Annotated in this window: 8 protein-coding genes; 4 read left to right on the top strand and 4 right to left on the bottom strand. The window is 71.6% G+C overall.

The window, feature by feature from the left end:
- Positions 1–18: 18 nt before the first annotated feature.
- The gene (locus CLV43_RS19060) at positions 19–933 is read right to left on the bottom strand and encodes an MBL fold metallo-hydrolase (protein WP_106188555.1); all 915 of its coding nucleotides are present in this window, start codon (positions 931–933) and stop codon (positions 19–21) included.
- An 83-nt stretch (positions 934–1,016) separates the two neighbouring features.
- Positions 1,017–3,977: an AfsR/SARP family transcriptional regulator gene (locus tag CLV43_RS50075; protein WP_170155905.1), complete on the bottom strand. Its 2,961-nt coding sequence runs from the start codon at positions 3,975–3,977 to the stop codon at positions 1,017–1,019.
- Between the two features lie 217 nt (positions 3,978–4,194).
- Here CLV43_RS50075 and CLV43_RS19050 point away from each other — a divergent pair, with 217 nt between their 5' ends.
- A complete protein-coding gene (locus tag CLV43_RS19050) occupies positions 4,195–5,298 on the top strand; it encodes a glycosyltransferase (RefSeq protein ID WP_106188553.1) in 1,104 nt (367 codons plus the stop codon).
- 110 nt (positions 5,299–5,408) lie between these two features.
- Here CLV43_RS19050 and CLV43_RS19045 read toward each other — a convergent pair whose 3' ends face one another.
- Positions 5,409–5,891, bottom strand: coding sequence for a hypothetical protein (locus CLV43_RS19045; protein ID WP_146174806.1), 483 nt, complete (start codon positions 5,889–5,891; stop codon positions 5,409–5,411).
- A 123-nt stretch (positions 5,892–6,014) separates the two neighbouring features.
- Entirely contained in the window at positions 6,015–8,168 is a 2,154-nt protein-coding gene (locus tag CLV43_RS19040; protein WP_106188551.1) for an NACHT domain-containing protein, read from the bottom strand.
- Between the two features lie 285 nt (positions 8,169–8,453).
- Between CLV43_RS19040 and CLV43_RS19035 the strand changes: the two genes are divergently transcribed.
- The 3 genes from CLV43_RS19035 (at position 8,454) to CLV43_RS19025 (ending at position 13,274) form a co-directional block, all read left to right on the top strand.
- Positions 8,454–9,377, top strand: a complete 924-nt coding sequence (locus CLV43_RS19035) for a helix-turn-helix domain-containing protein (RefSeq protein ID WP_106188550.1) — start codon at positions 8,454–8,456, stop codon at positions 9,375–9,377.
- Positions 9,378–9,529: 152 nt separating this feature from the next.
- Positions 9,530–12,328: a GH92 family glycosyl hydrolase gene (locus tag CLV43_RS19030; protein ID WP_245886674.1), complete on the top strand. Its 2,799-nt coding sequence runs from the start codon at positions 9,530–9,532 to the stop codon at positions 12,326–12,328.
- A gap of 460 nt (positions 12,329–12,788) precedes the next feature.
- Entirely contained in the window at positions 12,789–13,274 is a 486-nt protein-coding gene (locus CLV43_RS19025; RefSeq protein ID WP_170155904.1) for an EF-hand domain-containing protein, read from the top strand.
- Positions 13,275–13,915: the final 641 nt, after the last annotated feature.

Raw genomic sequence — 13,915 nt, 5'->3', positions numbered from 1 at the left:
ATGCGGCGATCCCTTGTGTCAACGGACGGACGTCAGTGGTGCCCACCGCTTGATCGAGTACATGCCGTTGGCGTGGGCGACCTCGGCGGCGGCCGCTCCGCCCAGGTGCGCGGGCACCACCAGGCTGTTGGTCGCGGCCGCCTGGTCGAGGATCCTGGTGCGCGATCGGGCTGCCCCGACCGGGTCCTCGCTCAGGCAGGTGTCGTGATCCGGCTCGATCATCTGGAGCGGCGTGTGCACGACGTCCCCGACGAACATCGCCCGGTCGGTGCCGGACTCCAATCGCAGCACGGCGGAGCCCGGTGTGTGGCCGGGAGCCAGGTCGAGCCACAGGTCCTCGTCGACGCGGTGGCGGTCGCCCTCCCACAGCACCGCCTGGCCCGCCCGGTGGATCGGCTGGACGCTGTCGGCGAACGTGGCCCGGCTGTCGTGGACGGAGCCGAACGTCGACCGCTGGGTGTGGCCGTTGGCGGGATTCCAGTAGTCGAAGTCGACCTTGCTGATCAGGTACTGGGCGTTGGGGAACGTCGGGACCCACTCGCCGTCGACGAGCCGGGTGTTCCACCCCACGTGGTCGGCGTGGAGGTGGGTGTTGACGACGATGTCGACGTCCTCCGGCTCCACCCCCGCGGCGGCCAGCCGGGCGAGGAAGTCGCCACCACGCCGGGCCAGGAGCTCGTGTTCGCGGGGCTTGTCGTTGCCCATGCCGGTGTCGACCAGCACGACCCGGCCGGCACTCCGCAGCACCCAGGTCTGCATGTAGGCGTAGTAGTCGCCGGTCGTGGCGTCCCAGAAGTCCGGGGCGAGCCACGACTCGTGCTCACGCCAGAGCTCGTCGGGCATGGAGGGGAACAGGACCCCGACCGGGGCGAAGTTCCCGTGCCACTCGACCACTCGGGAGATCTCGACGTCGCCGAGCGTGAATTTCTGCATGAGCCCAACGTAGGAGGGGGTAGGGAGACGCGAAATGCTCCACCGTCTCCCGCGGTTGATCGAGCGTCTTGCCGACGTCGGGGTCAACGCCCCTGGACCGAACCGGCGGAGGGGACGAGGGCGACCGCGCTGAGACCGTTGAGGGCCAACGCTTCCCCGGAGGGGTGTCCGATCTCGCGGCAGATGTCCAGGGCGAGGTGGTAGTGCGCGCTCGCCTCCGCGGGACGACCCCGCTCGACGGCGAGGTCGCCCAGGTTGGTCAGCGCACGGGCCTCGCCGGTCCGGTGACCGATCGCGCGGAACAGGTCCAGTGCTCGGAGGTGGTGGTCCACGGCCTGCTCCGGCCGTCCTTGCCGCCGGAGGACGAGACCGAGGTGGTCGGTGCTGACGGCCTCGCCCGACCGGTCGTCCACGTCACGGCTCAGGGCGAGCGCTTGCCGGAGGTGACCGGAGGCCTCCTCGTGGCGACCTTGCGCCGAGGTGAGCTCGCCGAGCCTGATCAGCGTGTGCGACTCGCCCGTCCTGTCGCCGAGTCGGCGGAACAGGTCGAGCGCGTGCTGGTTCTGGTCGACGGCCTCCTGGTGGCGGCCCTGGTCGAAGGCGATGGCGCTGAGGTTGCTGATGGCCTTGGCCTCGCCCGCCTGGTCGTCGACCTCGGTGAAGAGGATCAGGGCCTCTTGCAGGTGGTGCACGGCGTCGAGGTCGAGGCCCTGGTCGTTCAGGACGAGACCGAGGTTGTGGAGCGCGCGGGCCTCACCCGCGCGGTCGCCGAGCTCGCGGAACAGCGGCAACGCCTGCCGCAGCAGGCTTTCGGCCTGCTGGTAGCGGCTGTGCCGCAACGCGATGGTGCCCAGGCTGACCATCGCGGTCGCCTCGGCGCGGGAGTCGCCCGAGTGGTGGGCGGCACGGCGTGCGGAGCCGTGGATGGTCGTGGCTTCGGCGTACACGCCACCGGCGAGGTAGCGGGACAACGTGGTCGACAGCCGGACGGGGTGCTCGTGCCAGCCGCCGTCGGCGGCTTGGACCGCGACGGCGGCGAGGTTCGCCCGTTCGGTGTCCAGCCACGCCCGCGCGGCGTCGGGCTCGTCCACCGGCGGGCCGGGGAAGGCCGGTTCGGGGACGCGGGGGCGGCGGTGGCGTTCGAACGGGAACAGGGTGTCCATCGCCGCGGAGGCGGTGTGCAGGTAGTGGTCGAACAGCCGGGTCGACGCCGCCCGCCGATCACCTACGCCGTCCTGCGCGAGGACGAGGTCACGGGCGTAGGCGCGCAGCAGGTCGTGCATGCCGTACCGGTCCGGCCCGTGGGCGTGCAGGAGGTGCGCCCGCGTCAGCCGTCCGATCAGGCCGTCGACCCGGTCGACGGGGAGGCCTGCCAGCGCCGCGGTCGCGTGGCGGTCGAGGTCGGCGCCGGGGTGCAGCCCGAGCAGCCGGAACACGCGGGCGGCGTCGGCGTCGAGGTCCCGCAACGACCAGGAGAACACGGCCCGCACGCTGCCCGCCGCGTCTCCGGTGTCCAGTGCGTCCAGACGACCGGAACCACCGCGCAGCCGCGCGGCGAGCGTGCCCAGGGACCGGGCGGGACTGGCCAGCACCAGGGCGGCGGCGATGTTCAGCGCCAACGGCAACCGGGCGCACAGGTCGACCAGCTCGTCGACCGCCTCGGGTTCGGCGGCGGCGCGGTCGGCCCCCACCCTGCGGGTCAGCAGCTCACGGGCTTCGGCGGTGGTGAGCAGGTCCAGGGGCAGGGGGTGCGCGCCGTCGACGGCGACCAGCCCGGTCAGCGCGCCGCGGCTGGTGATCAGCACCAGGCAGTCCGACGAGCCGGGCAGCAGGGGGCGCACCTGCTCGGCGTCGCGCGCGTTGTCCAGGACGACCAGCACCCGTCGCCCGGCGAGCAGGCTGCGGTACAGCGCGGCCCGCGCGTCCTGGGACGCCGGGATCCGCGCCGACGGCACGCCCAGGGCCTCCAGGAACCCCAGGACCGCTGTTCCGGGGTCGACCGGGGTCCCGGCCGGGTCGAAGCCGCGCAGGTTCGCGTACAGCTGCCCGTCGGGGAACCGGTCGGCGTTGGCCTGGCTCCAGTGCAGGGCGAGCGCGGTCTTGCCGATCCCGGCCGCGCCGCCGATCGCCGAGATCACCACCGCGTTCCGGGCGCCGGTCGTCCGCGTGGCGAGGTCGGTCAGGCTCCGCAGGGCGTCCGCGCGGCCGGTGAAGTGCGGACCCGCGGTGGGCAGCTGGCGCGGGGTCGGCCGCCCGCCGACGGCGGTCACCACCTCCGGCTCCGACGTCGCCACCGCGAGCACGGGGTCGCCGTCGAGGATCCGCCGGTGCAGCTCCCGCAACGGGGCGTCGGGCTCGACCCCGAGCTCCGCCACCAGCACGCGCCGGGCGTTCTGGTAGGCCGCCAGCGCCTCGCCCCGCCTGCCGCCGCGGTGCAGCGCGAGCATCAGCTGACCGTGGGCGTTCTCCCGCAACGGGTGCTCGTCGACCAGCGCCAGCAGTTCGGGGACCAGGTGGTCGTGGTGCCCGAGGTGCAGGTCGGCCTCGATCCGCCATTCCAGTGCCTGGATCCGCAGCTGTTCCAGGCGCGGGACGTGGGCGTCGCGCAGCACCCGCGAGGAGACGTCCTGCAACGGCGTTCCGCGCCACAGCGCCAACGCGGCCCTCAGGTGTTCGGCGGCGCTGGACCAGGCTCGGGCATGCACCGCGGCGCCACCCTGGTCGCACAACGCCTCGAACGCCAGCAGATCCACCTCGTCCTCACCGGCGAGGCACAGGTAGCCGTGGTTGCGGGTGACGATCCGCTGGGCGACCTCCGCGCCCACCGTGCGGCGGAGGCGGGTCATGTACCGGCGCACCGTGGACGAGGCCGCGGCCGGTGGGGCACCGTCCCAAATGGCCTCGGCCAGCTCGGCCGCGGTCACGACCTGGTTCGCCCGTGTCACCAGCGCCGCCAGCAGCACCCGCGTACGGCCCGCCACCACGGGAATCCCGGTTCCGGCCCCGTCCACCACCAGCAACGGGCCCAGCACTCCGAACCGCACGCGCATCCCCCTTCCGCTCGCCTGACAACCGGTGTCACCGGGATGTCACAAGAACGTCCGACCCGACAGGGTACGAAGTGCCGGTGCACCACGGATGCCGCAGGCATCTCCGTGGACGACCCGGCTCGGTCTCGTCCCGGAGGAACCCCCCTGCGCCGGGTGCCGGCCCAGCGACGCGTCGCGGTCGTCGCGCACGTCGGTTCTTCGAAGGGGAACAATGCGCATCGCTTTCACCGGGAACCCGATGACCGGTCACCTGCTGCCGATGATGCCCTTGCTCGACGCCGCGCGCGCCGCCGGGCACGAGGCGGTCGTGATCACGGCGGAGGAGATGGAGCCCCGGCTGGCCCCGGCCGCGGTCTGGCCCGCGGGGCCCGGCGTGGCCGCGAACGTCGAGGAGACCTTGCGCCGCACGGGTTCCCACCCGGCGCACCCTGGGCCGGGAACGGTCGAGTACTTCGCCGGGGTGCGCGTCGACCTGGCTGTCGAGGAGACCCTGGAGCAGCTGGTCAAGCTGGAGCCGGACCTCCTGGTGACCGAGGAGCTGGACTACCTCGGTCCGCTCGTCGCGACGATGCTGGACATCCCGTGGGTCGAACACCGGGTGGGCGCGCCGCTGCCGGAGGACTTCACCTCCTCGTTGCGCGATCGTTCGGCCAAGAACTTCGCCGAACGCTCACTGCGCCCGTCGGCCCGCATCGCCCTGGTCGACGCCTATCCCGACTTCCTGCTCGGCCCGGACGACCACCGCGCCGCCGACCGGATCTCCTTGCGGCCGACGCTGAACGGGCACGGCGAAGGGATGGCGGTGGCCGTTCCAGGGCGGTCCTCCCGGCCGCGCGCGTTGGTCACGCTCGGCACGACGGTGGAGGACAAGGACGCGCTCGCGAGCATGGTGTCCGCCGTGGACGCCGCCGGGTTCGACGTGCTCGTCACCGCGGACGCGGCCGACCTGCCCGCCGCAGCCGGTGCCCAGGGCGTGCACGCTCTGGGTTTCGTGCCCCTCGCGAAGCTGCTTCCCGAAGTGGACCTCGTGGTGTCCGCCGGTGGCACCGGCACGGTCTTGGCCGCGCTCACGGCGGGCCTGCCGCTCGTGCTGCGCCCTTTCCTCGCCGACCACCCGTTGAACGCCGCGCGGATCGCGGCGCAGGGAGCCGCGATCGTCATCGACGACCCGGCCGACGCGGGCGGGGCGGCACGCCGCGTCTGGGACTCGGACGGCCACCGAACGGCGGCCACCGCCGCGGCGAAGGGGATCAGCACGATGAGCTCCCCCGAGCACGTCGTGGAGCAGCTGATCGGCCTAGCGCGCAAGGGGTGACCGTCGGTAGGACTTCGTTGGGGGACAACGGACGGCACTCGGACGGACCTCCACCGGAGGCGGGTGTCCGCCGAAGCGTCGAGCCTCGACGGACACCCGCCTCCGCGTGGTCAGCTGACGGCGTCGCCGACGTGCCCGAGTCGTGCCGGACCGCCGGTCAGCGGGGCAGGCCACGCCACGCTCACGGCCCGGTCGCTCTCGGCGGACAGCAGGGTGAAGGTCGCGAACGCGACCGGGTAGCCCTGACCGGTTCCCTTCTTGGAGGCGATGTAGGCCACTTTCTGGCGACCGGGCGCCATCACGACGGGCTTCTCATCACCGGGGTTGGGGTACGCGACGCTGATGCCCAGCCGAGTGCCGGACGCGTCGTGGAAGACGAGGTCGCCGATCATGCTGCGCATCGTGCACGCGGTGCCGGGCTTGGCGTCGAAAGCGAGGTAGAACAACTGGTCCTGGTCGTTCGGGGGCCACGGGTGCTGGTGCGCGGTGATGTCGAGGTCGGAGGCCGTGCACGGGGCGAGCGGCGCGGCCGCCTCCGCCACGCCCACCGTGCCGAGGGCGATCGCCGCGGTTCCGACAAGGGCTGAGGCCAACTTGGTGATGTTCACACCTGGTGCACGGGCCGGGTCCGAAGCCGGTTGCTCGTCGCGAGATGTGCCACTCGAGGACAACCGGGGGCGTGGCTCGAGCGTGATCCGAAGGATCTCGGCCAGGGGTCAACGGTCGTGGGGCGCTGCCGCCAGGTAGTCGCGCAGCCGCGCGTGCCGGAACTGGTAGACCCCACCGGACTGCCGGAGCACGCCGCGCTGGTGGGCGTCGTCCAGGAACGCCAGCACGGTCGACGGCAGACGTCCGGTCAGCGGGAGCCACAGCCGGGCGAGGAGCCAGGGGCCCCAGACGGTGACGAAGAGCAGCCAGATCAGCAGTCCCATCACGGCCAGGGTGAGGAAGCCGGGGAACCAGAGCCCGCCGGAGAACACGACCTCGAAGGGCACGCCGAAGGCGGGCTCGAACGCGAGGAGCAGCATCAGCCAGAACACGGCCGATCCGCCGACGCCCACCACCAGTCCCTGCCTCACCGCGGTCCGCCGGTCGGTGCGCAGGAGCTCGGTCGGACTGGTGATCTCGGTCAGGTCGACCGGCGTGCCCAGCGCCCAGACGAAGGCGACCACGAGCCACAGGCCGGCACCGGAGAACGCACCCGCGGCCAGACCGACCAGCACGACGTTCCCGGTTTCGCCGAGGATCGACGCCGCCAGGCCGAACAGGAGGCCTCCGCCGGTCCACACGGCGAACCACGCCGCACTGCGCCAGCTCCACAACCTGTCCGCGAGCAGTCCGACGATCTGTCGGAGCCTGCCGTGGATCCGGAGCCGGAGGCGGGCGGGGGACGGCCGGATGCCATGGCCCTGACCGACGATCGCCCCGCCGACCAGCCCGCAGAGCACGCCCGCCACCAGGGTCGCGATGCCCCACGCGCGCTGTCCCGCGCTGTCGGGCCAGTGCCCCGCCCACCCGGCGAAGCCCGCGCCGACCCAGGTGGCCGAGGTGATCACCAGTGCGGCCGCGATCCCCACCACGACACGGGGCACCTCCAGGACGAGCCGCCACCAGGCGAGGTCGTGGGTCCCGAGGCGTCGCACGTGACGGGCCAGGAACCGCAGGTGCCGCTCCGTCCGTTCCGCTCCGGCGCCGGTCGGGAGATCGGAGTACACAGCGGGTACGAACCCGGTGAGCAGGCGGTCCTCGATCACCTCGCGCGTGCCGCGGACGTCCCCGCCCGCCAGCGCGAGCAGTTCGGCGGGGTCGGCGTCGGTGTCGCTGAACACCGCCCTCGCCAGGGCGACCATCAGGGGTGTCGAGAGGACTTCGAACAGCGGGCTGCCGGTGCCCGCACTCCGCACGCGCTCCAGGACCGGGTGCCACTTCGTGAGAGGACCGCGGACCTTGCGAGCCGTCAGCGGCAGGTAGCGGTCGAGGTCGTCCATCGTCAGCCCCCCGAGCCGCACGACCGCCGCCGCGGTCAGCACGTCCGACGCCTCGACGGCTTCGCGGAACTCACGCGGCCTGCTGGTCAACAGGAACTGGTCCCCTGGGCGCATTCCGGCGTTGATCCTGGTGATGACCTCGCCGCGCATCCCTTCGGTGACCTCGTCCAGGCCGTCGAGCACGGGCAGGATCCGGCGGCCGGCGAGCAGTCGCGCGGCCAGGGTCCCACCGGCGCCGTCGGGTCGACCGAGCACCGGGTAGTCGGCGACGAGCCGGTCGGTGAGCCAGTCGCGCAGCGAGGCGAGCGTCGGGTCCCACGAACCCAGGGAGAAGATCACCGGCACGGGTTCCCCCGGCACGAGGCCGCGCTCGCCCAGCAGGGTCAGGGCGAACCTGGACGTCAGGATGGTCTTGCCCGCCCCGGCCTCGCCCAGCACGACCAGGCGTCGCGAGGGGACGCGGCGGAAGGTGTCGACGATGTTGTCGCCCCGGCCGGCCAGGTCCAGGGCGGTGCCGTCGTCCGGGGTGCCGTTGACGTTCTGCCAGTGGTCCGTGATGTCGGGGTCGGAGTTCGTCCACCGGAACGGGAGCGGGAACGGGTCGTGCACGTGCCGGATCTGCTCCTCCGACTCCCATTGCGCCCGTACCGAGTCCGCGATGGCGTCGGCGACGACGTCGAGCCGCCCGGCCTCCACCGCCGTCGTGCTCCGCCGGTCACGGGTGATCGAGAAGTAGGCGGAGTAGACGGTGACGGGCAGGCTGACCGCGGCGAGCACCATGCTGGTGATGCTCGCGATCCGGTCGCCCTGTTCCAGACCACCCTTGTCCAGCAACAGGACCAGGCTGGTGGCGAGCGCCGCGCAGAGCACCACGCCGCTCACGATGCCGACCGCTCGCCTGGCAGATGACCGCCGCACTCGACTCAACCCACTTCGCTAGACCGACGTCCGCCGATCATGATGCACCGGCCGGGCCCGTGCTGTGCCCTGTTCGATCGAGGTCGCTCCGACGTCCGAGTTGTGCGGACGGGGCACCGGGGCGCGTGGTGCCGGATCGCCGCCGTCTCCTCGATTCGCAGGAGACGCCGTCGCCGCGCCCCGCGTCGCCGTCCCCGCGGTTAGGATCGACCTGGTCATCAGGTGTCGAGAACGGGCTCAGGTGACGGCATGGGCGGAACGGGTGGACCGGCGCGGAGGCCGTGGGTCGACGGCGGCCCGCCCGGCGGGCTGTTCCACGTGGCCCTCCGCGCGGCCATCCGGGAACGCGGTCTCACCCTCGAACGCCTGCGGTTCCACCTGGCCCAGCGAGGTGTCTCGGTCGGCCTGTCGAGCCTGAGCAACTGGCAGAACGGGCACAGCCGCCCGGAGACCCCGGCGTCCCTGAACGCCGTGCGCGAACTGGAGGGCCTCCTCGGCGTCCGGCCGGAGTCGTTGGTGCGCCTCGTGACGCCCGGCGGCAGGGGACAGGCCGCGAGGACACCTGCCGCGCGCTGCGAGGACATCGCGCCGGTCACCGATCTGCTCGACCTGCTGCTGCCCTCGGACAACCAGGACGTCGAGGTGATCGGCGTCCAGCACAAGATCACCGTCGACGCCGAGCGGTGCGGAACGTCGCTGTGGTCGCAACTCCTGGTCCGCGCCGTGCGCGACGGCGTGGACCGGTACGTGGTGCGGTACTACGGGAACCCCTCCTGCGTACCGGGACTGGTGGTCGCACGGAGGTTGGTGAACTGCCGTCCTGGCAGGTTCGTGCCCCATCCCAGCGCGCCGGGGCTGGTCTACGAGCTGGTGTTCGACCACGTGCTGCGGGCAGGGGAGACGTGGGTCTTCGAAAGCGAGCTGGTCGACCCCACCGCGGGGGTGTCGACCGAGTTCGCCTACGGGTTCCGCAATCCCGCTCAGCAGTTCCTCGTGCAGGCGCGCTTCGACCCGCGCGCGGTGCCGGTGCGCTGCTACGCCTTCGCCCAGCGGGACCTGGAGGACGAGCAGCACACGACCGGGGAGCTCCACCTCAACGCGCACCACGCGGTCCACCTGGCCGCTTCCTCCGTCGACTCAGGGGTGCTGGGGATCGGCTGGCAGTGGGCCTGAGAGCGGGCACTGTAACGCCGACGGCCAAGTGGTCCAACGGGTGAAATTTCGGCACTGGCAGCACCACCGCGACGCGCCTAGACAGGGGGAGCCCCGTCCCTGCAGGTCGTGGAGGCAGCATGCGCCCATTCGTCCGGTCACACCGCTCTGCGGTGAAGACAACGTTGTCAGCCATCGGAGCCGGAGCCCTGCTGATCGCGTTGGCGGTGAGCCCGCCCGCGCGGGCCGCCGCGGCCGTCGCCGACCCCGCCGGCCTGGTGAACACCCTCATCGGGACCAGCAACCACGGCGAGACCTTCCCCGGTGCGACCACCCCGTTCGGGATGGTGCAGTTCAGCCCGGAGAACACGCGCGGCGACCAGACCCGTGCCGCGGCGCCCGGCGGTTACCGCTACGACGCCACCCGGATCAGGGGTTTCGCGCTGACGCACATGTCCGGCACCGGGTGCGCGGGCGGCTACGGCGACGTCCCGTTCCTCCCGCACGCCGGGGAGGTGGACACCTCGCCCAGCTCCGACACCACCGACGCGAAGTACGCAGGCGACTTCGCCCACGCCGACGAGAGCGCCACCGCGGGCCAGTACCAGGTCGGACTGGCCTCCGGGGTCGGGGCGGAGCTCACCGCGACCGCCCGCACCGCCTCCGCGCGCTGGACCTACCCGGCGGGCAAGACGGCCTCGCTGCTCGTGCGGACGTCGAACTCGGAGGTGGGCAGCAGCGCCGCGCAGACTACGGTCGACGTCGCCAACCGCACCATCTCCGGATCGGTGACCAGCGGCAACTTCTGCGGCTACATCAACGCGATCGGCAGGCGCAGCTACTACACCCTGCACTTCCACGCCGTGTTCGACCAGCCGTTCACCAGCACCGGCACCTGGCAGGACGGCACGCTGCGGCCCGGCACCACCAGCGCGTCGGGCGGCACCACCTACGGGACCAACGGGTACCCCGTCGCCGGGCGCGGCTCGGGCGGTTACGTCACGTTCGCCGCCGGGCAGACGGTCACCATGCGCGTCGGCATCTCCTTCGTGAGCCAGGCCAACGCCCAGGCCAACCTGGCGGCCGAGAACCCCGCGGGCACCGGCTTCGACGCCGTGCGCCAGGCCGCCCGCGCGGCGTGGAACACCGAGCTCCAGCGCGTCGAGGTCACCGGCGGCACCACCGCGCAGCAGACCACCCTCTACACCGCCCTTTACCACTCCTTGTTGCACCCCAACGTGTTCAGCGACACCAACGGGCAGTACACCGGCATGGACCAGGCGGTGCACACGGTGTCCGGCGGCCAGCGGGCGCAGTACGCCAACTTCTCCGGCTGGGACGCCTACCGCAGCCAGTTGCAGCTGCTCACCCTGGTACGACCCGACGTCGGGAGCGACATCGCCCAGTCGCTGCTGAACCAGGCGAACCAGAACGGCGGCGTGTGGGACCGGTGGACCCACGCGGCGGGCGGCACCCACGTGATGACCGGTGATCCCGCGCACGCGGCTGTGCCGAGCATCTACGCCTTCGGCGGCACGGGTTTCGACGCGCAGGGCGCCCTGACGTCGATGGTGCGCGCCGCGACCACGGTCACGAGCGCGGACCTCAGCCGCGACGGGTGGAACGTCATGGTGGTCGGCGAACGGCCGTCGCTGGACAAGTGGCTCTCCAAGCACTACATCCCGGCCAACGGCAACGCGTGGGGCGGGGCGGGGGAGACCCTGGAGGACTCCGTCGCCGACTTCGGCGTCTCGCAGCTGGCCGCACGGCTGGGGCAGAACACGACCCGCGACGAGTTCCTGGCCCGCGCGCAGTACTGGAAGAACGTCTACAACCCGGCCAACGGCTACGTCCAGGACCGCAACGACAACGGCACCTGGCCCTCGTTCGACCCCGCGAGCAGCAACGGGTTCGCCGAGGGCAGCGCGGCGCAGTACACGTGGATGGTGCCGCACAACGTGCGCGGGCTCTTCGACGCGATGGGTGGCAACGCCGCGGCGACCACCCGGCTGGACACGTTCTTCCACCGCGCCGACGGGACCTGGGCGTTGACCGGAGCAGGCGGGCTCAAGTCCGAGCTGAACAACGAGCCGTCCATCGGCGCGCCGTGGCTCTACGACTTCGCGGGCAGCCCGTACAAGACCCAGCAGACCGTGCGCCAGGTGGTCAACACGCTGTGGTCGACGGCGCCGGGCGGCATTCCGGGGCAGGACGACCTGGGAGCCATGTCGTCCTGGTACGTCTGGTCCGCCATGGGCCTGTACCCGCTCGCCCCCGGCCGCGCCGAACTGCTCGTCGCGAGCCCGTTGTTCCCGCGGATCGTCGTGCACCGCGGCAACGGCGTCACCCTGACCCTCGACGCCCCCAACGCCGCCGCCGCGACGCCCTACGTCCAAGGCCTGTCGGTCAACGGCGTGTCCTCGACCAAGCCGTGGCTGCCGGAGTCGTTCGCCACCACCGGGGGCACCCTGTCGTTCACCCTCGGCACGACCCCCGACACCACGTGGGGCAGCGCCGCGGCCGACGCGCCCCCGTCGTTCGACGCCGTCACGCCGACGAACCTCGCGCTGGGCAAGCCCGCGTCGGGATCGGCGTCGTGCAACGGGAACGAGACCGCCGACAAGGCGGTGAACGGGAGCGTGTCGGGTGGTTCGTCGGACAAGTTCTGCTCCACGGCGTCGGTGAAGTACCTCCAGGTGGACCTGGGCGGCAAGCTCGCCCTGGGGTCCGTGGTGGTGCGGCACGCCGGTGCGGGCGGCGAGTCCGCGGCGTGGAACACGCGGGACTTCGACGTGCGGGTGTCCGACGACGGCACCACGTGGTCGACAGCGGCCCAGGTGCGCGGCAACACGGCGAACGCGAGCACGCACGCGGTGTCGGTGTCGGGGCGCTACGTCAGGATCGACGTGGTGACCGCCGAGCAGAGCGGCAACACCGCGGCCCGCGTCTACGAGCTGGAGGTGTACCAGTAGGCGCACCGCGGGACGGCGTCCGCACCGGGTGACGCGCGGTCGGAGCGTCGCCACCCGGACAGACCACCCCGAACAAGATCGGATTCCCGGTGGGGAAGCCGTGCGGACATTCGGGGCACCTCAAGTCGGCATCGAGTGCGCACGATGCCGACTTGAGGGCCGTGCCGGTTCGACAGGTCGGTTTTCTGCGAATCTTTGATGAATCCGCTTCACTTGCTGTTGCGACCTCTTCCGGCTCCGGGTGGTGATCCGAAAATACGGAAAGAAGGTTGGCGTGGGGGCGTCGCCGTTCCTCTACTGTGCGCTTACGAAGTGTACGAACGAGTGAATATTTCTCCCCCCAAAGGTGTGTCCTTATCTCTTGAGCAACGTGTTAGCTTTTGGTGGGTGGAATTCCCGCAATTCGTGGAACACGTGGTATCGAGTATCCGGTATTGGGCTCCCAAGAATGAGGCGCACCATGTCGCAACGAGGACTGGCACGACTGTTCACCCTTCTCGACGGCAATCGCAACGGTCTGATCGACCGCTCGGACCTGGACACCTTCGCGGCGACGGCAGGTGGTGGCGCGTCCAGCAAGGCCGCCGCGCTCTGGGACTCGCTGTCCGCACTGGACACCGACTCCGACGGTGTGGTGACCAGGGAGGAGTTCGTGGCCGGTGCCGACTACCGCGCGGTGTTGGCCTCCACCACCGCTCTGCACCTGTCCCTCTTCGACGCCGCGGACGCCGACGCCGACGGCAGGATCGGCCGCGCCGAGTGGAGGTCGATCACGTCCACCCTGGGAATCCCGGATCACGAGGCCGAGGCCAACTTCGTCGCCATCGACTCCGACCGGGACGGTGTGCTCACCCGCGATGAGTTCCTCGCGCAGGTGACCGACCTCGTCGAGGGCGACAGGGACCTCGACGCGATCGACGTGGCGCGGCCCCCCGCCCACGCCTGATCGGACCCGCAAGTCCCTGTTGCCCCTGCCGGTCCCATCGCCGTTGGTGTCGCTCCCAAGGCGCTGGGACCGGCAGGGTGCTGTCGGGCGCCGCTTCGACCTGCGACCTCCGCCCGCGGTTCCGGCCTTTCCGGCCTCCGCCGTCGCGAATTCGAACCATCCTGATCACGGTGTCGCTGCCCGTGAGCGGATGACACCTGCGTTGACGCAACGCCAACGCACGACATCCTGCTGGACGGTCCTGGACGGGGCCGGGGGAATTCCGGCGGGCGGGCGCGGCCGTGCCGGTGACTCCAGGTGGGGAACTGCCATCGCCTTGTGTCGAAAGCCGCGCTGGGTCGACGAGCGGTGAACGCGTCTTGCCGTGCTCGAAGAGCACTGAGCCCCGGTTGGTGCCCGCTACGCCACGCCCAGTCGGCCACTGCGCCGCGGGGGCGTGAGCAGGGGAGCGTGTCCATCGGGCGCGGGACTTGACCTGGAAGACGCCGATGGGTGTCCGCGGTGCGGAGCACGTCGTAGACGGCTTGATCTCCTGGGCCCAGCCTGTCGTCGATCCGCGGATCAGGAGGATGCCGCCGGAGATCGGCCAGCGCAGGGCGCTCGACGCGACCCGCGGCCAGTACACCCCGCGTGCGAGAAGG

It is taken from the genome of Umezawaea tangerina (genome assembly GCF_003002815.1).
GTDB classification, from domain to species: domain Bacteria; phylum Actinomycetota; class Actinomycetes; order Mycobacteriales; family Pseudonocardiaceae; genus Umezawaea; species Umezawaea tangerina.
This window is presented reverse-complemented; position numbering and strand designations above follow the sequence as displayed.

Bases quoted from the DNA above. Each gene is read 5' to 3' on its own strand.
- CLV43_RS19060 (WP_106188555.1), bottom strand. From the start codon at position 933: ATGCAGAAATTCACGCTCGGCGACGTCGAGATCTCCCGAGTGGTCGAG.
- CLV43_RS19050 (WP_106188553.1), top strand. From the start codon at position 4,195: ATGCGCATCGCTTTCACCGGGAACCCGATGACCGGTCACCTGCTGCCG.
- CLV43_RS19035 (WP_106188550.1), top strand. From the start codon at position 8,454: ATGGGCGGAACGGGTGGACCGGCGCGGAGGCCGTGGGTCGACGGCGGC.
- CLV43_RS19025 (WP_170155904.1), top strand. From the start codon at position 12,789: ATGTCGCAACGAGGACTGGCACGACTGTTCACCCTTCTCGACGGCAAT.